Source organism: Leptolyngbya sp. CCY15150, from assembly GCF_016888135.1.
Classification (GTDB): domain Bacteria; phylum Cyanobacteriota; class Cyanobacteriia; order RECH01; family RECH01; genus RECH01.
On record NZ_JACSWB010000276.1, the window covers coordinates 37131 to 62388 of the forward strand.

General features: G+C 51.9%; 22 protein-coding genes. 12 read left to right on the plus strand and 10 right to left on the minus strand.

Translation table 11 applies throughout. The annotated features are described in order from the left end of the window. Positions 1–106 precede the first annotated feature (106 nt). A complete protein-coding gene (locus JUJ53_RS19955; RefSeq protein ID WP_204153786.1) occupies positions 107–2215 on the minus strand; it encodes a PhoX family phosphatase in 2109 nt (702 codons plus the stop codon). A gap of 609 nt (positions 2216–2824) precedes the next feature. Here JUJ53_RS19955 and JUJ53_RS19960 point away from each other — a divergent pair. Beyond that, on the plus strand, positions 2825–3715 hold the full coding sequence (locus tag JUJ53_RS19960) for a metallophosphoesterase (protein WP_204153787.1): 891 nt from the start codon (positions 2825–2827) through the stop codon (positions 3713–3715). A gap of 150 nt (positions 3716–3865) precedes the next feature. Here the strand turns inward: JUJ53_RS19960 and JUJ53_RS19965 are convergent, their stop codons facing one another. After that, on the minus strand, positions 3866–4045 hold the full coding sequence (locus JUJ53_RS19965; RefSeq protein WP_204153788.1) for a hypothetical protein: 180 nt from the start codon (positions 4043–4045) through the stop codon (positions 3866–3868). 224 nt (positions 4046–4269) lie between these two features. Here JUJ53_RS19965 and JUJ53_RS19970 point away from each other — a divergent pair, with 224 nt between their 5' ends. Both JUJ53_RS19970 and JUJ53_RS19975 read left to right on the plus strand, forming a co-directional pair. Beyond that, complete coding sequence (locus tag JUJ53_RS19970; RefSeq protein ID WP_204153789.1) at positions 4270–4785, plus strand: GNAT family N-acetyltransferase; 516 nt, start codon at positions 4270–4272, stop codon at positions 4783–4785. A gap of 105 nt (positions 4786–4890) precedes the next feature. Continuing rightward, positions 4891–5928, plus strand: coding sequence for a hypothetical protein (locus tag JUJ53_RS19975; protein ID WP_204153790.1), 1038 nt, complete (start codon positions 4891–4893; stop codon positions 5926–5928). 12 nt (positions 5929–5940) lie between these two features. Here JUJ53_RS19975 and JUJ53_RS19980 read toward each other — a convergent pair whose 3' ends face one another. Then, positions 5941–6315, minus strand: coding sequence for a hypothetical protein (locus JUJ53_RS19980; RefSeq protein ID WP_343327997.1), 375 nt, complete (start codon positions 6313–6315; stop codon positions 5941–5943). Between the two features lie 67 nt (positions 6316–6382). Then, positions 6383–8074: an AarF/ABC1/UbiB kinase family protein gene (locus JUJ53_RS19985; RefSeq protein WP_204153827.1), complete on the minus strand. Its 1692-nt coding sequence runs from the start codon at positions 8072–8074 to the stop codon at positions 6383–6385. 1325 nt (positions 8075–9399) lie between these two features. Here JUJ53_RS19985 and JUJ53_RS19990 point away from each other — a divergent pair. Further along, the gene (locus tag JUJ53_RS19990; RefSeq protein ID WP_239125231.1) at positions 9400–10914 is read left to right on the plus strand and encodes an ammonium transporter; all 1515 of its coding nucleotides are present in this window, start codon (positions 9400–9402) and stop codon (positions 10912–10914) included. Positions 10915–11280: 366 nt separating this feature from the next. Beyond that, positions 11281–12066: a GDSL-type esterase/lipase family protein gene (locus tag JUJ53_RS19995; protein WP_239125232.1), complete on the plus strand. Its 786-nt coding sequence runs from the start codon at positions 11281–11283 to the stop codon at positions 12064–12066. Positions 12067–12173: 107 nt separating this feature from the next. On the opposite strand, the gene JUJ53_RS20000 is transcribed toward JUJ53_RS19995, so the two are convergent. Further along, entirely contained in the window at positions 12174–12548 is a 375-nt protein-coding gene (locus JUJ53_RS20000) for a cupin domain-containing protein (protein ID WP_204153792.1), read from the minus strand. A gap of 230 nt (positions 12549–12778) precedes the next feature. Further along, complete coding sequence (locus tag JUJ53_RS20005) at positions 12779–13099, minus strand: hypothetical protein (RefSeq protein ID WP_343327998.1); 321 nt, start codon at positions 13097–13099, stop codon at positions 12779–12781. Positions 13100–13352: 253 nt separating this feature from the next. Between JUJ53_RS20005 and JUJ53_RS20010 the strand changes: the two genes are divergently transcribed. After that, positions 13353–13625 carry a (2Fe-2S) ferredoxin domain-containing protein gene (locus tag JUJ53_RS20010; RefSeq protein ID WP_239125233.1) on the plus strand — a complete coding sequence of 91 codons (273 nt, stop codon included), beginning with the start codon at positions 13353–13355 and terminating at the stop codon, positions 13623–13625. A 28-nt stretch (positions 13626–13653) separates the two neighbouring features. Here the strand turns inward: JUJ53_RS20010 and JUJ53_RS20015 are convergent, their stop codons facing one another. The 3 genes from JUJ53_RS20015 to JUJ53_RS20025 form a co-directional block, all read right to left on the minus strand. Continuing rightward, complete coding sequence (locus JUJ53_RS20015; RefSeq protein WP_204153793.1) at positions 13654–13902, minus strand: Asr1405/Asl0597 family protein; 249 nt, start codon at positions 13900–13902, stop codon at positions 13654–13656. A 132-nt stretch (positions 13903–14034) separates the two neighbouring features. Continuing rightward, positions 14035–14577: a DNA starvation/stationary phase protection protein gene (locus JUJ53_RS20020; protein WP_204153794.1), complete on the minus strand. Its 543-nt coding sequence runs from the start codon at positions 14575–14577 to the stop codon at positions 14035–14037. Between the two features lie 977 nt (positions 14578–15554). Continuing rightward, positions 15555–15944: a hypothetical protein gene (locus tag JUJ53_RS20025; protein ID WP_204153795.1), complete on the minus strand. Its 390-nt coding sequence runs from the start codon at positions 15942–15944 to the stop codon at positions 15555–15557. A gap of 59 nt (positions 15945–16003) precedes the next feature. Here JUJ53_RS20025 and JUJ53_RS20030 point away from each other — a divergent pair, with 59 nt between their 5' ends. The 6 genes from JUJ53_RS20030 (at position 16004) to JUJ53_RS20055 (ending at position 21880) form a co-directional block, all read left to right on the plus strand. Then, positions 16004–16687 (plus strand): response regulator transcription factor, encoded by a 684-nt coding sequence (locus tag JUJ53_RS20030; protein WP_204153796.1) that lies wholly within the window; start codon positions 16004–16006, stop codon positions 16685–16687. A 5-nt stretch (positions 16688–16692) separates the two neighbouring features. Further along, positions 16693–17973 carry an ATP-binding protein gene (locus tag JUJ53_RS20035; RefSeq protein WP_204153797.1) on the plus strand — a complete coding sequence of 427 codons (1281 nt, stop codon included), beginning with the start codon at positions 16693–16695 and terminating at the stop codon, positions 17971–17973. A gap of 178 nt (positions 17974–18151) precedes the next feature. Then, complete coding sequence (locus JUJ53_RS20040) at positions 18152–18478, plus strand: OB-fold nucleic acid binding domain-containing protein (protein WP_204153798.1); 327 nt, start codon at positions 18152–18154, stop codon at positions 18476–18478. Between the two features lie 605 nt (positions 18479–19083). Beyond that, on the plus strand, positions 19084–19650 hold the full coding sequence (locus JUJ53_RS20045) for a type I secretion C-terminal target domain-containing protein (protein WP_204153799.1): 567 nt from the start codon (positions 19084–19086) through the stop codon (positions 19648–19650). A 165-nt stretch (positions 19651–19815) separates the two neighbouring features. Next, the gene (locus JUJ53_RS20050) at positions 19816–20103 is read left to right on the plus strand and encodes a hypothetical protein (RefSeq protein ID WP_204153800.1); all 288 of its coding nucleotides are present in this window, start codon (positions 19816–19818) and stop codon (positions 20101–20103) included. A gap of 67 nt (positions 20104–20170) precedes the next feature. Continuing rightward, positions 20171–21880, plus strand: a complete 1710-nt coding sequence (locus tag JUJ53_RS20055) for a GH3 auxin-responsive promoter family protein (RefSeq protein ID WP_204153801.1) — start codon at positions 20171–20173, stop codon at positions 21878–21880. Positions 21881–22067: 187 nt separating this feature from the next. Here the strand turns inward: JUJ53_RS20055 and JUJ53_RS20060 are convergent, their stop codons facing one another. Beyond that, positions 22068–24869, minus strand: a complete 2802-nt coding sequence (locus JUJ53_RS20060) for a CBS domain-containing protein (protein ID WP_204153802.1) — start codon at positions 24867–24869, stop codon at positions 22068–22070. Positions 24870–25258 lie beyond the last annotated feature (389 nt).

A 25258-nucleotide genomic window follows, 5' to 3' on the forward strand; every position in this document is an offset into this window, starting at 1 on the left:
GGAGCGATCGCTTGATGAGTCTGAATGCTAGCCATAAAAAAGGGAGGCCAGCCGTGATCTGCCTGCCTCCCGATATCCGTGCAACTAGTGATGGACAATCAACACCTTAGGTGCCAATCATGCCGCCATCATCCTTGGTAATCACCACCGTAGAAGAACGGGGATACATAGAGGCACTTTGATCCGGCCAACGAGACTTGAGGTTGCCGGCAGCAAACTCGTCCGCCGTCACCGTTGCCCCAGGATGCTGCACGTTAATGAACATCGTGCGCTGATCCGGGGTTGTGACCACACCAGTAATTTCTTGACCAATGGGGCCCGTCAGAAAGCGACGAATTTCACCGGTGACTGGGTCAGCAGCCAGCATTTGGTTATTGCCAAACTGAACAAAGTCCCCAGTATTCATGACGCTTTCGCTGATATCCGTCTGAATCCACAGACGGCTGCTCGCATCAAACCATAGACCATCTGGACAGCAGAATTTGCTATCTTCGCTCAAGGCTTGACCGTTGAGCATGGTGCTATCGTCCTCCGGCCCGGCCAAGACAAAGAGATCCCACTGGAAGGTTTTGGAAGTCGGGTCATTGTTGCCTTCGCTCCAGCGAATGATATGTCCCCACTCATTGGCTGCCCGAGGGTTGGCAGCATCTACCTCGTCATCCGTCCGACGGCTGTTGTTGGTCAGGGTGAAATAGACTTGCTTGGTGTTAGGATCCACCGCGCCCCACTCAGGACGATCCATCTTGGTAGCACCCACAAAGTCTGCGGCTGTCCGAGTGTTGACCAAGACATCCGCTTGGCTATTGAACCCGTTCTCCGGCGTCAAGCCATTTTGGCCAAACACCAACGCGATCCATTCACCGCTACCGTCTTCGTTGAACCGAGCCACGTAGAGGGTGCCGTTGTCCAACAAATAGCCCCCAGCCGTTGCGCTGAAATAGGGCTGGGCAGACACATATTTGTAGACATACTCAAACCGCGCATCATCACCGGAGTAGCAGACCACCGGTTCTCCTTCAACTGCCGGCTGGAAAACCACGCCTTCATGGGCAAACCGGCCCAACGCCGTGCGCTTCTGGGGGGTGCTGGTGGGATCAAAGGGATCAATTTCTACGAACCAACCAAAGGTGTTGGGTTCGTTGCGGTAGTCTTGGGTGGCGCTGGCGGCCTTGGTGGAGGCATCAAAACGGATATAGTCATCAGCGCCGTTGCTGGCCAGTTCCCAGCCATAGCGAGAAACACCTGTTGCTACGCCATAACGAGCCTGTTCACGGGGTAGATTGGGTTCCACTTCCCCTTGATTGCTGCCTGCAACCACATCGCCGTTGCGGAAATAGCCGGCCCAGTTTTCTTCGGAGGCCAGATAGGTATTCCAGGGGGTAACGCCATGGGCACAGTTGTTGAGGGTGCCACGGGTGCGAGTTCCATCAGGGCTATAGCGCGTCTTCACCAAATCGCTGCCGCGCACTGGGCCGCTGATCTCCATGGGCGTTAACCCCGTGATCCGACGGTTACGGTCATCCTGTTCCATCGCCCAAGTGCCATTGGACTGTTTGCGCACCCGCACGATGCTAACGCCATGACCATTCAGCTCCTTCAGCACTTGGTCAGCATCACGCATCTCGCCCATCATGGGCACACCATCGCTGTCCAACGCCATGCCGATGGCAGCGGCATGCATATAGCGCGGCTCAACATATTCATGGTTGAGTACTAAGAGTCCATCATCAGAACTCCCTTCGTAGGGCGACTCACCTTCAATGGGAAAAAAGTGCATACCATCGTGGTGGCTGCCCATTTGCATAGCCTGGTCTGCGCCCGTGCTTTCTAAGCTGTAGGCAGGATAGCTGCCGGTGATCGGTTCCCCAAACGACACTAAGGGGCTAGCTGTGTAGCCTTCAGGGACAATAACGGTGTCAAGCTCGCCGACCGGAACCGCTTTGAAGCCTAGAAGGGTGCTGCTTGCCGCTGCTGGACGAGCGCGCAGGGTGTTGATGGCTGGCCCAGCAAACATCGAGGTGACGGCCAAGGCCAAGCTGCCCTTGAGCACCTGGCGACGCTGCAGGCGGCTATTGAGAATAGATGCGAAATCCGGGTTGCTAGACTGATTGCAGATCGGCTCATCGCCGTGGTTATGCTGCCTCGGATCATCACAGTGAGTTTCGCCCTTAAGAATTTGGGCATACTTTTGCCGCAGGCTTCGTTTATCGGACATGGTCAGTTCTCCTCTTGTACTGCCCAGATCAGCCTCGCGTGAGTTGGTCTAAACCAATGGCGCTATGCAGAACTACTCTGGGCGGATGAAAGTCCGTCCTGATGGTAGAAGCACAGGGTTATGAACTGAATAAGTAAGGGTTAAGTTTTCCGTTTAAAATCCTGAAGGTTAGGCTAAATCTCAGCGATCGCCCCCCACGACACTCTATAACCTCTTTGTTTTAGTCCAGTGGATTATCTGTTGTAACGTGATGCTGGATCAGCGATTCTGGAAGCCGGTTGCCAGCGATCGCCATAGAAAACCTAGCTGTCATACCCGAAGAAATTGTTATCCCGGTCTTAACCGTTGAGGGAGCATCCTTTGCTAAGCTGGTGTTGCCTAAATGGCCCAGCGATCGCTTCCGTCCTCACCCCAATCAACGCCCCTCTCCCCCACTCATCATGACCAGCAAATGTTGCCTAGGTCTGATCTAAAGGGCTTGAGATGATGTTCATCCTTTGGATACAGGAAATAGCCGTATCCATCATGCTATCCATCATGATCACAATCAAAGTTCAAGACTAGCTCTAGAGTGCCAGTTCTTAACGCTATAGGGAGAAGCTCTCTGTTATGCATAGGCTATTATCTGGGTCGCTAAGCATTGAAACCATCACGGTTTCCATCTCGGGGCTGCCATCTCATCTAGGTGGCATCAAGATCGCCCAATTATCAGATTTACACTACGACGGCCTACGGCTGTCAGACCGGCTCCTAGCCCAAGCGATCGCAGCGACCAATGCGGCTCAGCCGGATCTCGTGGTCATCACGGGAGATCATGTCACCGATGATCCCTCCCCAGCTCCGGCCCTAGCACGACGGCTAGCCTCCATCCAAAGCCGCCTGGGTACCTACGCCATTCTCGGCAACCACGACATCGTGCCTGCCAGTGCCAAAGGGTACATCACCGATGCATTTACCCTGGCGGGCATCCAAGTTCTATGGAATCAGATTGCTTATCCATGGGGTGCCGATCTACCAGTGGTGGGGTTGGCGGATCTATGGTCACGGGAGTTTAACCCTAGTCTGGTGATGAACCAGCTTGATCCCGCCACACCGCGCATCGTTCTATCCCATAATCCTGATAGCGCCGTGCAGCTCCAAAAATGGCGGGTTGACCTCCAGCTCTCGGGTCACACCCACGGCGGTCAGATTGTCATTCCCGGTCTAGGGCCCGTGCCTACCTGGTACCAAACCGTGCGGCGCTGGGTGCCGCGATCGCTACGGCGCTGGGTACCCTACATGCGGGAAGACTGCCATCGCGTCGTCAAACATTGGGAATGGGCCCAGGGGCTGCACCAGGTTGGTCAAAACCGTTTGTATGTGAACCGAGGCTTAGGGACATTTCCGCCCGCCCGCCTCTTTTGTCCTCCAGAGTTGACGATCATCACCCTGGTTCCCCAACCTGCCGCAGCGATCGCCCCCGCCATCGCAGACCATCGGTCTGTCTTGGCAGCCCACTAAGGCGAATCACACCGCGCAAACGAGAAAGAGGCTATTCCCTAGGGAGCAGCCTCTTAGTGATGTGTCTTGGGTGATGGGGATGCTGATCTTGAGGGCTTGGGTCTTGCAGATGAGAAGCACCAAAACCTGCAAGCATCGAACTTGGCATCCTCAGCTTCTGTAATGTTCTTCTGGACGATAGGCCTTGTCTAAACAGCGTTCTAAGTGCTGAATTCGATAGGAGCACCAGAACCGACGGGGATCTAAAATAGCAGGCTGCTGACGGCTAAAGAGTGGCTGGTTCAGAAACTGCCACACGGGCTTTAAGGCTTTATGGTATCTAGAGTTCATGGTGCGAAAACAGAGATGAGGAGTACGAAGAGGAATCTCAAACCAGACGGATGGGTTGTGTTTGAGTTTTCTAGAAATAGCATTCCCAAACCTAGACCCTGAATCCTCATGGTTTTTTGGAAAGTCAACAAAACGCTAAATACTTTAGTATTTTTCAATACAGAAAGTTTTTCTGAGAATTGTCCTGAATGAATCAAGGGATGAGTATGGCCCGACGGAGCACAATGCAAGACACCTATCAAGATGTGGTCATTCGAGATTGGCAACCCAGCGATCGCCACCCTGCAGCGGCGCTCATTGGTGCAGTCCTCGGTGAATATGGCCTTGCTCAAGAGGCTGACGGGGCAGATTGGGATGCCTGGAATGTGGAAGCGGCCTATTGGCAAACCGGCGGTCAGTTTTGGGTAGTGGAATGCCAAGCCAATGTGGTTGGCACAGCCGGATTCTATCCAATTAACCGCTCAGTGGGTTCAGTCGAAATTCGCAAGATGTACCTCCACCAAGACGTTAGGGGCAAGGGACTTGGACGATATTTACTGAATGCCCTCGAACAAGCGATCGCTCTCCAAGGCTATCAACAGATTTGGATTGAAACCGCATCGGTACTCAAAGAAGCCGTGCGCCTCTACGAAACCAGCGGCTATCAGCGGGCGTCTCCAGGAGAAACGGTACGCTGTGATTTGATGTATGTTAAGACTTTACCGAACCTGCCCCCCCCATCTGCACCTATCGCAAGATAGAGTTGATCAGAATTGTGTTCAGGTTTCAAGCATGGGTATGGAGCAAGACAACATCATGGGGCAGGGAGTGGTGTGATGCGATCGCCCTCCCCGATGCCAAGGCTCATGACAGAAAGTTGGGCTTCATTGCGCCAGCATTCTCCCCAGTTTTGGCTAGGCGTTGGTCTAGTCTCCCTAGGTGTTCATGGGCTAGGTTTCGCCTATCTGCTGCCTTGGATGACCTCGATGGGTGCATCGCAGCAGGCTACGCTCACCCCGGTGGAGGTGATTGAGTGGTCGGAACAGCCAACCAGCGATCGCAGCGCCGAGCGATCGCCCCGCTCAGATCCAGCAGCACCAACCGATCCCGCTGCTGCGGATCCCGTCGTGACCGATCCCGCCGTGACCGATCCCGCCGATGTGCCGATCCTTCGAAGCGATCGCCCTCGCCAAGACAGTCCGCCCGAAGCAACGGATCGACCAGCACCGGTTACACCCGATGACCCTCCCCCGGAAGTTCCTGACGAGCAGGATCAACAGGATCAACAAGAAGACACACCTCCCCCGGACGAGTCCACGGAGCCCGATGAGGTGGAGCCCGAGGTGGAACCTGAAACGGAGCCCGAGGTAGAGCCCGAAGTGGAATCCGAGGTGGGGACTCCTGAGTCATTACCCGATGTCCCCGATGTCCCCGATCCAGGGCAGCCCAATCTAGGCAACGAGGAAACGGCCGAGGATCCAGACCTTCCCGCCCTTCCCATTGGGCAAGATCCAATCAACCAGGTTTATGGCGTGCGGATGATGCGGGCAGACGTAGAGCCTCGTAGCCTTGACGGCACGCTCCGCGATATCTATGACCAACCACCGCAGTTGCGCGACTATAGCGACCAGTTTCGCGATGATCCCACCACCACCTCATGCCGGATGACCCCCGAGGCTCGCCAAAATCTTGGAGAACCGGTGAGGTTTCGCGTGGAGCTGGATCGGCAAGGACAGGTGGTTAGCTTGCGATCGCTGACCCAAACTCCCCTCAATCCTGACTACATCAACCTGGCCGACTGCCTCGTGCGCGAGTGGGAATTTACCCCTGCGCAGATGGAGGGGCAGCCGGTCGCTAATAGCGATTTGGTGGTTGAGCTAGCCGTTGTTGCCGCAGGCGAGTGAGGGGCTAGCCATCTAGGTGAGGGCGTCAAAGTCTAGGGCTTTGCCGGTGCGTCGTTCGAGCTGGTTTAACAACCGCCCAAGCTGATACCACACTAGCCCAGCACTGCCCACGGTCAACGGGAAAGCGATCGCGTAGGAGGGGAGAGCTGGGAAGGCAAACAGTTGCAAACTGGAGGCGAGGAAGACACAAACGCCACCACTCACTCCCACCACCGGCACCAGCAGCGGCGCACCGCGCAGGCTCTGCAAGGCACGGGTTGAACGGCTGCGAGACCAAACAGCAACCAGTTCTTTCAGGGTTGCCTGAAATGCGTAGGCAGACGTGATGCCGGCTATCAACCCTGCAACCATCAGAACATAGGGTGGAGAAGCAGCGGAGTAAAACACAGATGTATCCTTTTGATGCAAGTTGATGCAAGCCGTTGATGTCCAGATCAACGGCAACAGGGGTTGACTATCGCAAAACCGAGGGCTCCGGCGAGGAGGTTTGGGCAAAGGCTGGGATGAGGGCAGCGGCCCGCTCTGCCGAGAAACTTGTGAGGGCACCAAGGGCCACATTGAACAAGTTGGCTGGCTGCAGATCGTCTTTCACCAATTCCCAGATGCGCTGAATTTCTTCCGTGTGGAAGCGATCGTCTTCCACCAACGCCAAAATGAGCTGACGGCGCAGAAACGCTCCCTCCTCGGAGAACAAGTATTGTAACCCGAGCTGAGCCGTGGGCAATAGGTCAAAGCTGGCATCGGCACGGGCGATCGCCAACAGGTTTTCCAACCGGTGCCACTGGAATTTGCCATCGCGAATCAGAATCTCCAGCAACCGGCGACGCAGTTGGGGAGACTCTCCCTTCAACAACCGCCGCGCAATGTAGGGATAGGCCACATCCACAATCTTAAAGTCAGGATTGAGGCTAAGGGCTAGCCCTTCCTGGGTCACCAAGGAGCGAATGATCAAGGCAAACTTAGCAGGCACCCGGAACGGATACTCATACATCAACTCCGAAAATTGATCGGTGATGGTTTTGAAGTTAAAGTCCCGAACACTTTCCCCCAAGGCACTGCCCAACACTTTTTCTAGCGCTGGCACAATCGGCATGATGTCGGTATCAGGCGTGAGGAAGCCCAGCTTAACAAAGTCCCGGGCTAGGTCGGCATAGTCTTGGTTGATCAGATGGACGACCGCATCCACTAGGGTCTCTTTCATCTCCTGACCAAGCTGATCCATCATGCCAAAGTCAATGTAGGCCATGCGGCCATCGGCCATGGCAAACAGGTTGCCGGGATGGGGATCGGCGTGGAAAAAGCCAAACTCTAGTAACTGCTGGAGCCCCGAAGTGACCCCGATCTCAATTAACGTGTCTTGGTCGAGCTGGGAATTGCGCACCTGCTGGGTGTCGGTGAGCTTAAAGCCATCAATCCACTCCAGTACCAGCACTTTCCGGCTGCTGTAGCGCCAGTAAATATCGGGAACTTTGATTTGGGGACTGTATTGAAAGTTGGCCGCAAAGGTTTCCGCATTGCGCCCTTCGTTGAGGTAGTCGATTTCTTCAAAGAGCTTGGTGCCAAATTCATCCACAATCAAGGTCAAGTCATGACCCAGATTCAGCGGTAGCCAGGGAGCCAGCCAGCCAGCCGCCCAGCGCATCAAAAACAAATCGACGGTAATTTTGGGCAAGAGGTTGGGGCGTTGCACCTTCACTGCCACCTCTTCACCGCTCATCAGCCGAGCTCGGTAGACTTGCCCCAAACTGGCTGCCGCCACCGGCTGAGACGAAATATCGGCAAAAACTTCAACCAGCGATCGCTCTAGTTCTGATTCAACAATATTGAAGGCTTGAGGGGTGGGAAAGGGAGGAAGCTGATCTTGAAGCTTGGTCAACTCATCCAAAAAGTCTCGGCGCACCAAATCTGGACGCGTGGAGAGCGATTGTCCGACTTTGATAAAGGTGGGGCCGAGGCGAGTGAGCAATTGACGCAACTGGGCTGCACGCTTGAGCCTAGTGGCCTCCGATCGCTTTAGCCAACCATCCCAGGCAAAACCCCAGAGAAAGCCGAGGAACGAAAGAACAACAACCAAACCGCGCCAAATTGTGAGCCAAGGACGCAGTCGATAGTAGCGAGCGATCGCCTGAACGTCGTAGCGTTTCATCTGTTCGAGCACTGACTGACTCACCGGTGGTTCTACCTCTTCTAAGCGATTTCGACACAAACGATTAGCAACCCTTGTGAATCCAGGGCCCGATCGCTATCGATAGAATCAAGGTCTCAGCGTGACTGACCCCTCAGGTGCGATCGCGCTCAATCCAACAGTCGTTGCAACAAGCTAGGCAGCAAGTGCAGGGATGGGAGTTTATGCAAAACCACCCCGGCCGGACGTGACGACTCACCGGTTCTCTAGTTCGATGAGTCCACTCAGTTCAGTAAACCTGATTGACGGACAAAACTTCTGCCATCTTGATTCGTTTTTGGGCTGGCTTAGCGCCAGGGCAACCCAGCAGAATCTAGACCGATACTGGGTTTCACGTTGCTCAACCCAGCCTACGCAAAAAGGCTTGCTAGTCAACCAGTCCGTAAACTCATGTTTACTTCTTTACGTTCTCTTAAATATAGTATAAAAAACTACAAACAAATCCAGAATTTGCTTCATGAAAATTTAAGATAAGTAGACCTAACCATTACGCCACGCTTCTAAGTTTTTCCGTTATGAATGTTGAAGAACTAACACCTTCCATAGAAGCAAACCTCATACCATGACAGTCCTATGAAAAACCATGCCCTGGCTGCAGTTCTGTCCTAGAGCTTACCGTTTGTCCTGCATTAATGCGCTGTTTCCTTGCAGGGTGCCAAGGGGCTGCAGGCATTTCTACGCCCTTGCCAGCAAGCTAAACATCTCAAACCTGTTGCCTCTCTTCACTCTATTGCATCCATAGATCATCACGGGATGATCGAGAAACAATTGAAGACTCATCCATGCTGAAGCTTCGCGGGAGCGATCGCCCTTGACCTGTCCTAAAGTACCTCACCGCAGCGACCCGATCCCTCACCAACCATCTCCGATCTGAGACCTGCTAGAAGATCGCCCCAAATCCCCTCCCTCAGACTGATTCAGAATGTTGAATTGGTTGAGAAGTGGCTGAAAAGCTATCTACGTAACCGGTTTAGCAATTTTGCCGAAACGAAGTGTAATTCGGTATACAGAATCAATGGATACAGAATTGGTGCAATCAACTTGATTAAGATTGCGATCGCTCGTACTCTTGATGAAATCTAGAACGCGATCGCGACATCCTGTTTGATCTCAGGAGATGCGTCACACCACAAATCTCAATAGGCGAACCTCAGTTTGACACTGTGCGATTTCATACGTTGGAACTAGACCAGGTAGATCGTCAAAGACAAACTACTCAGGTTGAGATGGCCTCCAGAGTGGGGTAACGCCGTTACGTGTAACTTGTTAAGGAACGTCCAGTGATGATGTCTAATAAGTTGATGCAAGCAAAACGGTTACATGGTAGCCGACGAAGGAAGACCTTCGGCTCTTCATACTTACCCGATGCAGTAGGGTTCTTTAAGCGACTGCAGCGAGTTCTTCCCAATCGCTCCTTTGCTTGGCTAGCCATTGTGCCGCTAGCTGTCTTAATTGTGGGTGCTTGGGGCCTAGCCGCATCCGCACAGGAAGAAGCAGCAGCACTCACACCCGAAGATGTTCAAGCCGTCTTGGACAACATTTGGATCTTAGTTGCTTCCATCCTTGTCATTTTCATGAACGCCGGGTTCGGGATGCTAGAAACCGGGTTCTGTCGGCAGAAAAATGCTGTCAACATTCTCAGTAAAAACCTGCTGGTTTTCGCGTTAGCCACCCTAGCCTTCTGGGCTGTTGGTTTTTCGCTCATGTTTGGTGCTGCAGGGGGTGGCTTCCTCGGTTTTGGAGGATGGTTCCTCAGCAGTACAGACCCAGCAACCTACGGGTTAGATGGCGGTACGCTGACGATCTCGGTATTCTTCCTATTCCAAGCCGCCTTTGCCGGCACCGCTGCCACCATCGTGTCTGGGGCAGTGGCTGAACGGATTAAGTTTATCGATTTTGTCATCTTCAGCATTGTCTTAACTGCCATTGTCTACCCCATCAGCGGACACTGGGTCTGGGGTGGTGGCATGTTGTCTGAGATTGGTTTCTTGGGCGGTGCTGGTTTCTCTGACTTTGCTGGCTCCACGGTGGTTCACTCCGCTGGTGGTTGGGCAGCTCTCATGGGTGCAGCCATTCTCGGCCCCCGGATTGGTAAATACCAAGACGGTCAACCCAGCGCTCTACCCGGTCACAACATGAGCATTGCCACCCTGGGATGCTTGATCCTGTGGATCGGCTGGTTTGGGTTCAACCCCGGTTCTCAGTTAGCGGCTGATAGCGCCGTTCCTTATATCGCTGTAACCACTAACCTAGCGGCAGCCGCTGGTGGGGTTGCAGCCACCGTGACGTCTTGGACATTGTCGGGCAAGCCTGACCTTTCCATGATCATCAACGGTATCCTGGCAGGTCTTGTTGCTATTACCGCCGGTTGTGCTGGTGCTAGCTTCCTCGGCGCAGTGGTGATTGGTTTGATTGGTGGTGTCTTAGTTGTATTCTCCGTGTACTTCTTCGACAGCATCCAAATTGATGACCCAGTCGGCGCTGTGTCGGTTCACTTGGTGAACGGCATTTGGGGCACCTTGGCAGTTGGTCTCTTTGATATGGAAAACGGCTTGTTCTACGGTGCTGGCCCCACGCAGTTGCTAGCCCAAATCATGGGTATCCTTACCGTTGGTCTCTGGGTGGTGGTGTGTAGCACCATTGTCTGGTCGATCTTGAAGGCCACCCTATCGCTCCGGGTAACCCCAGAGGAAGAGCTGATGGGTCTCGACATCGGCGAACACGGCATGGAAGCCTACAGTGGCTTTATTAAAGAAAGCAGCAGCATGCCCTCTAGCACCAGTGCTGGGGTTGGCAGCTAACGCTTGGTTGTCCCTTCCGTCACTCTAGGATGAGCGATCGCCCCTAGACCCGACGGAATCTCCTGTGAATCTAGCGGTAGCTTTATCCATGTTGGTTCAACAACGACAGGATGAGCTACCGCTTTTTATGGGAGAAAGAAATATCGTAAGACGCTGCACAATCAACGAAAATCACTATAAAATTTGCGTAACTAGCGATCGCCCCAACGGAGATTCAGGTTGACGCGATCGCCCTAATGTTGATAGTCAAGCCCCACGGGGTGAGGATACAGTCCATTGGTAAGGCGGGCAGAGAGTAGAAAAAGGCAGCGATCGCTGCGATTGCCGCACCCCTATGAGAGGCGATCGATACCGTTTTGGGCCATCTTGTCTCTAGTCCTCAATGTCGTAGGGCTAGCGGGCATCGTGGCCATCGTGATGCAGAGCCAGGGCAGCGATCGCCTAGATTATGGTTTACCCCTAGGCGCACCCCCCTCTCGCCCTAATCTGATGGCCGTCGTTGCCACGCCAGACCTAGGACCTCGCCACCAGCTAGCCTACCGAGAATGGTTAGCGATCCTACAGCAAGAAGCTCAATCTATCGCCGGGCGCGCTCCCGAAAACCTTTCTATCCTGGCTGGAGACTCCATTAGCCTCTGGTTTCCGCCCGAAATTTTGCCCCCAGAGCGGCAATGGCTCAACCAAGGTATTTCCGGCGAAACCTCCGATGGGTTGCTGGCACGCCTCTATTTATTTGACGATACGCGCCCTGACCAGATCTTTGTGATGATTGGCATTAATGACCTCATCCAAGGCGTTGATGCAGCCGTTGTTCTTGAGCAGCAACAGGCGATTATCCAAGATCTCAAGCAGCGGCATCCGAGGGCAGAGATCATTGTGCAGTCTATTTTGCCCCACGCAGGCGAGCAGGCCACCTGGGAAGGACGCGATCGCCTCTTAGCGCTTCCCAACACCGTCATTCGTGACTTAAATAGCCAGCTCCAAGCGATCGCCGAGCAGGAAAAGGTGGAGTATTTAGATCTCTATCCGCTCTTTGCCGACCCCTCCGGACACCTCATTCTCCACCTGACCACGGATGGTCTACATCTAAGTGAGCAAGGCTATTGGGTGTGGCGATCGGCTATTCAGTCCTACAACCTGCACCATCCTTAAGGACGGCAAGCGAGATCAGGCGGGGCTGAATAGCATGATTCTGCAACAGTCTACAGGGAGTATCAGATCCTGTAGCGATAGGTTCATCTCCTGGCTCACGCCCGAGATCAAACGCCGCCGTCTGGATAGACCGTTTCATCTTCTTTCTGCCAGGCTGGATCTACAATGCAGATGAAAATTAAGGGATCATTCCCGGCATTGTGGATAAACTGGCGAGCGTTGGGGGGAATGTAGATAGCATCTCCCGCCTTCACGATCGCGGTTTCATCATCAATATGCATTTCGCCCACGCCGCTGAGAATGTAATAGACCTCCGAGGTGGTCAGAGCGTGGGGAGTGGAGCGTTGCCCAATCGGTAAAATCGCATGGGCGAGGCTGTAGCGCAGAGCGATCGCCTGTTTGTCGGGATGGAGCAATTCACGAAGCGTGGTGCCATCGCCGGCCGTAAATTCAGTACAATTTTCAAGTTTGCTAATCAACATAAACTGGAGCTAAATCCTGATTACCCTCAAAATACTGTATCTCACCTGTCTACCTAGACACAGGAACCTTAAGGATTCTCCCCCATATATCCTTGCAACGATACAGCCCATGTCAATGCATACGCCGATTTCTAAGCCTAGAACGTCCCTACCCCAGAATTGGATGTAATAGCGCAGGCATGGTTTAACCTGCTGTCAACAGGTTCACAGATGTCCGACCTGTAATCGACTCACAGCGTTATGTAAGGAGACGTTTGGGCTGGATCTGCATCATAGTCTGGACAACCGATCGCTGCTTCCGACAGGGCTGCCCTCGGCTGCACCGGACATTTGAGATGATAGTCTTGGGTGAAAAACCGACAGGTGCTACAGGGAATTTGATGCATTTGTTTAGCCCGCTGCAGGCCAGATCGCAGACCCGTCAACACACTCAAGACGGTTAGCCCCACAATGACCCAGGCCGCGACCAAGCAGAGTGGCACTAGGATAGGCTCAAGGGCCTGCACTAGCCCATGAGCTAACCCATACACAATGGATAGAAGGCGATACACAGATGGTTCTCCCACTCACAACATTTTCCCCACCTTGGGAAGACAAAACCGTGGCGCTAGGATGATGGTATGACCAGAGATGCCCGTGATGCGTAATCTCTGTGATTTCCATGGGAAATGGAGGCACGTCTGGGTGCCAACACCCTATTCTCCTTTCATCGTACCCTAGTTTTTAAATGCTGAACGTTAACATCCTCTACCGTTTCCTCTACCGTCAGAGAGGCGATCGCTCATGATGGAGAGCCCACCTGACATGCCGAAACACGTCCTGATCTGTCAGCATACAGCCTGCCGCCGGGCGGGAAGTCATCGAGTCTTAGCCGCCTTTCAGAGCCAGCCTATTGAAGGGTGGACGATTGTGGCTAGTTCCTGTCTTGGACATTGTGGCAACGGCCCGATGGTCTGGGTGTTGCCTGATGATATTAAGTACCACCATGTGCTCCCGGAAGAAGTCGGGGCGATCGCCACCCGTCATCTTCTGCAGGGAAAACCCATCGCCGCCATGCAGTATCCCAGACGTCCTTAGTAGCAGCTATGCCATCGCAGAGGGAAGCCTAGGCGGAACCCTGCCAGCAACGCGCCAGCCAGTTGAGATGATCTTGGCGAGAAGCCATCACCTGCCGTAAGACACTCCAGAGCTGAATAGCTGTAACCGCATCATGAACACTAACTCGCAGAGGTTGGCCATATTGATAGAGGCAGGGAATCGCTAACTGTTCTAGGCGATGATAGACATGCCAGCGATCGACGCAATCGACTTGGATGGTCTCATTAAAATCAAGATGAGGCTGAACCGGTTGCATGGATAGAACTCCTAGGGGAAAAGGATGAAAGAGATGCATCACAGATCATCTGTGCCTACACCGCTAACCTCAGGAGCTGGCTCCCTGGGGAATGCCATGCACCCCCCAGAGACATACCGGGCGATGCCTAGATTAGGTAGCTAGACCAAGGGTTAGACTATCCGAGGCGAGGAAGTGGCTATTGTGAATCGCCCGATCTTCCGTAGACAACAGAATCTGTTCATACATATATCGAGTGGCGCGATCGCCCAAGCTTTCTGCCTGGGTAGCCAAACGCCGCAATAGATTGACCAACGCTTGTTCTGCAGCTAGATCGTTGTTGAGCATTTGGCGGGCATTAAAAATCCCGTCTGGCTCTGGGGTAAAGCAGCACAGCTCTGCTAACGTTGCAAAACTGGCCACAGGCACACCGCCCAAACCATTAAGGCGTTCGCCTAGATTGTGGACATGGTCGCGAACCTCCGATGCACTCTCTTGAAACCAGTTGTGCAACATGTAGAACTCGCTACCTTCCACAACAAAGTGGTGCTTCTGGTACTGCAAATACAGAGCTTGAAAGCTAGCAAGAGCTGTGTTCAGTCCTTCGCACACCGGGGTGGTAACCGTAAGATCGAGATGGATTGGGTTTTCAGTGACCTCTCCCCACGATTGAATGAGGTTCTGTGTGATTGTCATACAAGTCTCCAGATGTTATGTCGATGAATAGAAGCGCCCAAGTTTAGGGGTCACTGCTTGTAGTATGCCTCTAATGTCATAACAGTGTGGAGTATTTAAGACTCATTGTCCTGACATAACACAAATTCTTGCAAGATTTCTCAAGACTGCAAGCTGTTCTATAGAGACAGTTAAGCGATCGCTTGGCCATCCCTCGACCCTAGCCTGACCATCTCTAACCCCAAGACTCATAGGTTAAGGCATTATTAACAACCATCGGAAACATCTCCAGTCACAATCTAGGGTTGACTATCAACAGCGTGACACCTCACTCAAACTAGCAGCTTATTGAGAATTTATATGAGTAATTCTCCCTCTATCCAATCTAGACTTAATGACATAGATTGTCAATAAACCAGATTGAATTTCAGCACAGGATCATCCTGCATAGCCGTCAACGGAATGATTAGAACAGCGCTCTAGCCAGCAGCATCTCCTAGGGGAGCGATCGCCCAGCGGCTTTCTGGGAGGTATGGGATGTGTTGGGGTGTTTTGCACCCTAAGCGATCGCAGACCCAATGGGATATTTGGACTAAGATCCGGCGTTGCAGAATCGCGGTAGGATTCCGCCATACTTTTCCTCGGGTTTCAGATCTGGCGGTACTGGCTGAAGATATGAAACGTATCTTGATATCTTAACCCATGGAACTATGGCTGATAGGGCTCACACTATAATGCTGTCTGTCCCTAAAACCCTTAAGCATCAAAGGTTTTATTCCACTATCTTTCCAATTTTGAGCCCTAACCTATGGCCATACGCAGCGTTGCTGAATCGATAGATGATTTGCCCTCATCCCCAACCCTTCTCCCTAGGGAGAAGGGAGCTAGAATTCTTGTCCCCTCTTCCTAGAGAAAGGGCTAGGGTAAGGGGGGATTGAGCGATTCCTACTTGTATTCAGCAAAACCGCCATACGTTATCATTCTTCGGGCTTGGCGTCCTAATATAGACGATAGCGGATCAAATCTTGGATATCTTCAGGCTGCAGCCCTAGATCTTGAGCGATCGCTCGTTCCAGATCTGCATAGTTAACAAACGGATATTCAAACTCTAGCTCTTGCAAGGAGGAGCCCCCCGTGCGAATACCTACCTCGGTGTTGCTTGACTGACGATCGATTTCTGCATCAATCGACAAAATAGTGACGGAAAACGAGAGGTTAACCTGTTGAGTATTGTTAATAGTAATCTGGTTCGCTGGTGAATAGGTTTGGCTGAAAACTTGATGCGTGAACCATCCACTTCCCAGCCACATGACGACCCCAAGTATTCCTAGGGGAACCCAAAACTCGACGATCATTCGAAGGGCGCGGCGAAGGCGATGTACAGACATGACAATGATACAATACGTAATCTGAGTATACCGCTTGCCCAGACGAGAACGGCACCCCGATGAAAATTTTGTTGGTTGAGGACGATCCTGCTCAGCTCAAGCCTATTCATAGTGCGCTGATCAAGGCAGGGCATATTGTAGATGCTGTCTTGGATGGGGAAACAGCTCAGTGGTTAGTGAGCGATCGCAGCTATGACTTACTTGTGCTCGATTGGATGCTTCCTCACATCAGCGGCATCGAGCTATGCCAGCAGTATCGTCGTTTAGGTAAAACAACTCCCGTTTTATTTCTGACAGCAAAAGATGAAATTCTAGATAAAATTACAGGCCTCGATGCTGGAGCTGATGATTATTTAGTTAAGCCAGTTAACCTCAATGAATTCCTGGCGCGGGTGCGGGCATTGGGACGGCGATCGCCCTTATGGGTAAGCGATCGCCTATCGTTGGGCGATCTAGACCTCAATCTCAGCACCCTTACATTGACCCGCCAAGACAAAACAGTCAATTTATCAGGTCGGGAGTTTCAGCTTATGGAATATTTGCTGCGACACCCTCAGCAGGTGTTAACTCGCGATCAAATTGAGCAAGCCCTATGGGAATGGGATAGACAGCCAGAAAGCAAAGCCGTTGCTATTTTGGTGCATCGGGTGCGCCAGCGTCTACAAAGTCTTCAGGCAGACCACTGGCTGCAAACGATCTATGGAATGGGCTATCGGTTGATGATTCCTGAAACGGAGCAGTAAGCCTGATGTTTGTAAGCAGTCGGCTCAATCTAGCCCGTTGGTTTACCCTATCCATGGGTAGCATCCTCGTCGTTTTTGCTAGTGTTCTCTACACAAGAGAAGCAAGCGATCGCCTGCATGTTTTCGATCAGACTCTCTACAGCACGGGTCAGGTCGTTGCCTCTGGAGCTGAAGAGATTGTGTATGGAGATATTCGCCAGATTGATTTAGAAAATGCTCCCCTTCTAGGTAGTGATTCTCTTCGCTTAGATACTGATATTCTATGGGCTCGTTGGTATACGCCCGACAAGCAACTATTACAGTTCATGGGAGATATTCCTCCCCATACTTTAGACCAGGACTTAGGTTTCCAAACCTTAATGGTATCAGAAGCAGAACAGCTAGATAGATTACGACAGCTCACCTTGCCAGTCTATCGAGAAGGACGATTACTCGGTTATCTTCAACTAGCTGCATCTCTTGATCCAGTAGAGCATCCATTGCAGGAACTCCGTTTATTTCTAGTGCTTGGTGTGCCAATAACGCTGATTGTGATTGCCGGGGCGGGATGGATATTGGGTGGTATGGCTATGCAGCCCATTCGGTTGTCATACCAACGGCTACAGCAGTTTACCGCTGATGCTTCCCATGAACTACGAACACCACTAGCCGCGATTGTGAGCAATGCTCAGGTAGCCTTGATGGAGCCCATTTCACTAGAAGAGCAGACTGCTTGCCTTAAAATAATTTCCGAGGTCAGTGAGTCGATGGGAGATTTGGTCGAGCGATTGCTATTCTTAGCTCGCTACCAAGGAGACGTACCCTCTCAGGTGTTTCAAACCCTGGATATATGCCACTTACTGGCTTCCATAGCGGCTGATTATGCCTCTCAAGCATCCGGGTTAGGTGTGCAGTTTGAGGCGGATCTACCCTCCGCTCCATGCCACCTGCAGGCAGAACCAGATTTACTCCGTCAAGCTGTAGTGAACTTGCTCGACAACGCCTTTCGTTATACATCGGCAGGGGGCACCATTCGCTTGAGCTGTCGCGGACAAGGCTCTTGGCTGTCTCTTCAGGTGCATGATTCGGGAATTGGCATCGCAGCAGAGGATCTACCTCATATCTTTGAACGGTTTTATCGGGTCAATAAAGTGCGATCGCGGCATTCGGGGGGCTATGGGCTAGGATTGGCGATCGTCCGGCAAATTATTGATCTCCATCATGGATATATTACCGTCTCCAGTATACCCATGAAAGGGACACAGTTTGAAATTCGCTTACCTCTCAATCAAGCCATGGCATCTTGAAACCTTCTTGTTACTTTTTCGCGTCATCCTAGAGCATAAGCAGTTTTGACAGCATCAGGTCTTGCTGATAGCCGAGATGAATTGAGAGTTGTAGGACCTGAAATTCTGGTCTCGGGCATAGGGCTTGTCAGCAATGCCAACCGCTTAGAAACAACCTAACGCACAAGGAGAATATCTCATGAAACTTTTACTAGGAATTGGCTCTGCCGCACTGATGACCCTAGCTTCTGCCTCTGTCAGCTTTGCACAGGAAACAATTCGAGACCTGCGTAGCACAAATACCCTGACCCTATCTGGCGAGGTTATGCGGATCATGGGCGATGATTTTGTCCTCGATGATGGTACCGGGCAAATTTTGGTGGATGCTGAGTCTTATGCGATTCGGCAAGCTGGATTATCCCTTGGAGATACAGTCACCGTGACTGGCACCTATGATGATCACGACTTTGAGGCGATTAGCATTACGCCAGATGGTGGAGAAATCATCTATATCTTTGATGATTAAAATCTTTGATGATTAAAGTATCATCTCAAGAAGATGCCCTATGAGTGGGCAGGATGCGCTACGTAGTAATGCATCGAAAGCTTACAAGAAGGGCATTACAGCCCTATCTGCGCCCTACAATATAGCTTCTGGACGCCCACCTACTGACCATCCTTAGAATGTCCCCGCTCTGGCGTTGCTGACTACAAGTATGAATTGCTCAATCCGCCCTCACCCTCTCCCTAGGGCTATGGCTAGGGAACAGGAGTTCTAGCTCCCTTCTCCCTGAGGAGAAGGGTTAGGGATGAGGGCAAATCATCTTATCGATTCAGCAATGCCCCCGCTCTCAGGGCACAGACGAGCCGTAAGGATGGGCAAAGGATTACCCCGTGCCCATCCCAACTCAATCAAGGGTTAGATATTCCACCTAGAAATAGAGTCATTGAACGAGATTATCTTACCCATTTCAAGATCACGTATTGGATAATTTTGGAGGTTATATGGTTTTGATCAGCCGTCTACGACCTGGACAACAGGGCAGGATTCGTGGCAGAGTCATTCGCATCACAGATAATGATGAATTCATTCTGAGCGATCGCTCTGGCTTTATTCGGGTAGATGCCAACTTGGATGATGATCGCCGATTACAAATCACTAGGGGCGATCGCCTCATTGTCACCGGTAGACGCGATGGTGATGACATGGAATTTGATGCTGTTCGTATCCGCACCAGCGAGGGCGATCGCGTCTTAAGCACTCCTAGTTTTGGCGATGATGACTGGTTTGATCGTGATCGATTGGATGATGATGATCTGATGATAGGGAGCAACACTAGAAATAGGCTAGTTGGCACCGACGATGATGATGTGCTGATTGGCAAAGGCGGCAACGATGTTCTGACGGGTGGAAGAGATCGTGATTTATTTGTCTTTGAGCGAGTGAGCGATGGGCGCGATCGCATCACGGACTTCTCCCCAAGAGAAGATGCTATAGACATGCGTGCAATGTTTAATCAACCTAACTATCGCAGCCGAAATCCTCTAGATGACTATCTTGAGCTTCGGCAGTTCGGTGCTCATACTCAAGTTCGCATTGATCCAGATGGTGATTTAGGAAACAGACCTTTTCAAACGTTGGTTATTCTTGAGAATACCTCGTCCAGCAACATATCCACAAAAAATATTTTGACCTAGCGTATAGACTTATCTCATAACCGCCATCCAGCCATTGAATGAACCCAAAGAGATTCCAATCCATGCAGTCCCATGGCAATAGGAGCACCCAGGCACCGCTTACAGATCCAAATTTGGCTACTCATTCCACTAAGCAGCCTTCTCATTGGGCTAGGCACCCATTGGATGACCAGCCTGGCTCTTAACCATCCGCTTCCTTTGCAAGCTCAGTCAGCAAGCTACGCTTATCCAAAAACTCGCATCACGCTTTCTCCTTCAATTACCTCTATCCATATCAAGATTGATCTTAGGGATCATCAAAGCGAGGTAAAGATCTACAGCATCGGCAGTTCCCTTAGCGCCATGGAGTTTGCGTTTCCAGAAACAGATATTGCTCACATTAAAGCTCACTTGAGCCAGCAATTCGGCATAGATATTCATCAGGTGGAGCCCTTCATCCAATACTCCGACTAAGATCCAGATTTAGCCATCGTGTTCACATCAAACATCTTACCTAAACCTATCGCCTTTTTGCATGATCATGCTAGATAACCCAGCATTGTCTTTACTATCTGTTTATGCATCCCATGCAAAACAGCGCCTCATCCAAAAAACTCTAAATGCCCAAGCATCTCAAGAGTTGTTTTTGTTTGACTTACTCAGAGCCCATCAATCAACCGAACTAGGTCAAACATTCAATCTTGCTGCTATTCGTACCCTAGATGACTTTCGGCGGCAGGTGCCTATCTGCTCCTACGAATTTTACCACCACTATACCAATCGTATTGCTAATGGGGCATCTCAGCTTCTGAATCCAGATCCGGTGACCTATATTAACCTCACCAGCGGTTCTACTGGAGCTAAGAAGCTTGTGCCCGTCACCCGTCATTTTCAACGAACCTTACGACGTGCTGACTTAGCCAGCATTGGGTTTGCGATCGCTGGACTTAAGCAACATCAACGTTCTTTCGGGAAAGCATTGCTGACCAATAATGCTACCCAACAGAATCAAACTGCGTCTGGCATTCCTTTTGGCCCTGTGAGTGTAGGCAGCATTCGCCAGGGTAAATGGTTGGTGGATCAAATCTTCTGTGTTCCTTTTCGATCTCTAGAAATTGATGATACCTTAGCGCGACATTATGTTTGCTTACTTTTTGCTTTGAGCAACCCTCAATTGCGAGGCTGGGTAGCCAACTTTCCCATGCTGATTTTACGTACCTGTCAGTATTTGGAAGACTATGCAGAGCCCTTAATTCACGATCTACGTCAAGGCACCTTACCAGAATGGCTGCCTTTAGATCCTCTCAGTCACGATCGCCTTCTGCGTTGGTGGCGATCGCAACGCCATGGTTCTGAAGCGCATCGCCGTCATCGGGCAGATGAACTGACGGCTATTCTGCGCGTCGAGGGACGGCTAACGCCCCGCACTGCCTGGCCATTGCTCAGCTATATAACAACTGCGCGAGGTGGCACGTCTGATTTTTATCTGCAGCGCTTTCCCGACTACTTCGGCGACACGCCTGTATTTGGAGGAGTCTACGGTACAGCCGAGGCTACTTTTAGCGTATGTCATGAACTAAACTCCGATGCAGGTATCTTAGCTATCGAAAGTGGATTTTTCGAATTTGTGCCTGTTGATCAGTGGGGACAGCAGCAGCCCAAAACCTTGTTGCCCCATGAGCTAATCGTGGGCGATCGCTATCGAATTTTAGTCACGAGCTACAGCGGTTTCTATCGCTACGATATTGGTGATGTGGTAGAAGTGCTGGGGTTCTATAATCAGGTACCGCTGATTGTTTTTCGGCATCGCTACGGGGGACTGCTTTCATCAACGACTGAGAAAACCACTGAATTTCACGTGGTACAAGTCATGTATCAACTTCAAGCTGAATTTAATATCAAGCTTGAAGACTTTTGTATTACCCTGTCAGACCATGAGTTTCCGGCTCGATATTTAGTGAATATTGAGCTAGCAGACGGACATACCTTATCCAATCCATGTGCCTTTCTCCAGCAGTTTGAATATTGGCTTGGTCAGGTAAACATGCCTTACCGAATCGCTCGCCAATCCCAGGTTCCTCCTCCCTTGCTGAGGATTTTACCGTCCAAAAGCTTTAGCTATATCCGCCAACGTCAGGTCAGTCGAGGGATGTTTGATTCCCAGCTCAAAATACCTCACATTACTGAAGATCGAGCCTTTCTGGCTGACGTTCCCGTTATCCACGAGGTAGATTTATCGGTATCCGCCTAAGTTGGTGGGCGTCAACCTCGCCATTGATGATGATCACAGGCGATCGCTAGGAGGCATTGCTTAATCACAAGATAAGTTGCGCTAGCAAACCGTGAGCGTCTCGGTCACGCTCACAATTCGTTCAACATCAAGGTAGGGTGAGCATCTTGCTCCCATGCCGATGTCACAGCTTCATTCAGCAACGTCGCTAGGAGTTCCCTGATCTTTTTATCCCATCTGTCTCTAAGGGAAAGTGCTGACGCAGCAACTGTTCTGCACTAGGGCGATCGCTAATCTCCCCATCCAACATAGCAACCAGTAGGTGATCGAGCATGACCTTAAAGTGCCGACCGGGTTTATAGCCCATGGCCTGCAAATCGTTTCCATCTAGGGGCGATCGCACCTGAGAAAGCTGAGTGAGATATATCCAGATAGAATGACGCAGAGTGCGATCGCCTGTGGCACTTAGTAAAACCAAAGTGGGCAGACTGTAGGGCTGGAGCAACTGTACTAGGTGGCTAGGACGCTGGCACCGGGGTAGCTGCACCAGAATATGCCGTCGGTTGAGATGGAGTTGAGTTAGGCGTTCAATACTATCGGCAGGCAGTTGCAGATTGCTGGCAATGCGGCCGCGATCGCCCTCAGGTAAGGAAGCTATCAAAACTTCCAGCAACACCTGCCAATGGGATACTTGAGTTTGGTGATCAAATCGCTTGAGCCATCGATCGAGTAACTGCAGTTGTTTCCAAAGGCGATCGCTTAACTCTAGCTTGGGATGGATGCAGCATAGGGCACCCAGATCCGCCAGCAGTCGCAGGGCAGGTCGCCAGTAGGGAGCCTGGAGAATATACCGAAGTTCCTGCTTGAGCCGGGTTTGTAGCGCCGGAGTTTTATCGACTTCGATCTGAATACGATGGTAGATACCGCTAGCGATCGCATGGCGGATATAGCCCTCGGTTTGGGAATCGAGGGTGAAGTCTAGGCGCACGGCAAAGCGCACGGCTCGAAAAATCCGCGTTGGATCTTCAATAAAACTATTGGGATGCAGCACCCGGATCTGGCGCGATCGCAAGTCAAGTAACCCACCAAAGAAATCCAACAGTTCCCCAGGGCGCGGTAATGTCAACCGAATTGCCATGGCGTTGATGGTGAAATCTCGGCGATACAAGTCCTGGCGGATAGAGCTCGCCTCCACCTCGGGGTTTGCTGCCGGGTAAGGATAAAACTCCGTGCGTGCCGTAGCAATATCCAACCACAGCGATCCCAAAACCGGATCCTGATGCCAGAGCAGCGCTGCGGTTTGAAAGCGGCCATGTACCTGCAGGCGCGCTTGAGGATAGTCTGCCTGCAGCGATCGCGCCAATTCTACTCCCGCCGCCCCATCCGCCGACGTTTGCACCCCATCCACCACCAGATCAATATCCTCCAAGCGCAGCGCCGATGCTCCTTCATTAAGCAACAAATCCCGCACCGCGCCGCCCACAAGATAAATCTGCCAGCCCCGCGCCTCCGCATCTTGAGCGATCGCCCCCAGCAACTGCCACAATTCTGGAGCAAGACGCTGCTGCAGCCAGCGCTGCACCGTGGCAGGAAGAGGACAGGACACCAGCCGTCCCCCGACAATATCCTTATCTTGGGCTACAATACTCTCCTGTCCAGACAAGATATCGAGATCGGGCCTAGCATTCAGGGCTTTTTCTTGATGCAGTTGGCGCAACACATCCGTCCGCGTCACAATCCCCACCAAGTTCTTCCCATCCAACACCGGCAACCGCCCAATATCATAGGTCACCATTAACGCTTCAATATCCGACAGCGTCGTCGTGGGGGTAATCGTCTTCAACTGCGTGGTCATAAAACCTTTCACAGGCGCATGGCTAAAATCATGGTGCAGGGCAATATCCAAGTCCCGCCGGGAAATCATGCCAATTAAACAACTCTCTTCATCCACCACCGACAGTCCCGAATGGCCATAGCGCAGTAAAATCCGCTGGGCTTCACCAATGGTGGTACTTGGGCGAATGGTGCGCACAGGCGACGACATCAACTCCCGCGCCGTGGGGGAATGGGGCACCGCCTGCCGTAGTTGCTCCACCAAGTCGGCCAAAAGGCGATCGCTCTCCTGCCCCCGCCAGCTCAGGGACGCCGCGCGGGCATGGCCACCCCCACCCCAAGGACGAAACAGCTCTCCCAAATGCAGGCGATCGCTGCCGCTGTGCGAGCGACCAATGACCGTCAGTCGTTCTTCCTCACCGCTTTGCTGGCGAGTCGCCAGCAGCAAAACATCCACATCGATTAAACTCAGCAACCGCGACGCCAAACTAGAAAGCCCTTGAACATAGCCCTCCACCTCCAGCAGCACCCAGGCCAGGGCATAGCCCTCCACCTCCTCCACCGTGAGCTGATCGAGGGCTAGGGGCAACAAGTCTTGCAACTCCGAGGATAGGCCTGGCTCCACATAGTCAGCGATCGCCCGTTGGCTAGCCCCCTGTTCCATCAACCAAGTGAGCGCTGCTCCATCCCGTGGGGTGGCATGGTCAAAGGTCAACGAGCCCGTATCCACATGGATGCCTAAAGCCATCACGGTAGCTTCCGTACCAGACACCGTCACCTGCTGCTGCCGTAGCGCTTCCACAATCAACGTAGTCGTTGCGCCCACCGCCTCAATTTGAGTATGGGTTGCCACAATATCGCCCATGGGGCCCTCATCACAGCCATGGTGGTCATAGACCGTAATCTCCAAGCCAGGGTAATCCAGCCATTCCGCTGCCTTGCCAAGGCGATCGCGCCACTGAGTGTCTACAATACTGAGCGATCGCACCGTCGCGATCGTGACTGACCGCCGTTCGATCAACGCATATTCATCTCGATGCAAGGCCAAGAAATCCCGCACGCCAGGATGACATCCCCCAGTCAACACAATCCGAGCGCCGGGCAGCAAGTGAGTTAGCCCCACAGCGGCCCCCAAGGTGTCAAAATCTGCGGTGGTATGGCACAAAATCAAGTCCATGGGATATCCGTCTGCCTGAACATGTGACTAAGACAACGGCCTAGCTTCTCATATTTTGGCAGACAGCACCCTAGGATGCAGATCGTTCAACTCTTGCCTAGTACTCTGAGGCGTAAGTCACCCGCCCATTTGCTGAGGCAGGAAACCTGGCTTGTCCTGGACTTCCTTTTCGTTCTTCTGTCTTCGTTCTTCTGTCTTGCGGCACTAAGCTCCATGCAACGAATCACACAAGCTCAGCGTGCAGCGTTTATGAAGATAGGATTAACTCACGCTTCCCCTTCCTACATCTCCGGGGAAAAAGCACGTAGATCTACATAGAAATTATTATACTTACGACTCTTTAGACACATCGACATCCCGCTTGCTGATAGAAGCCGTAGTCAAAGCAT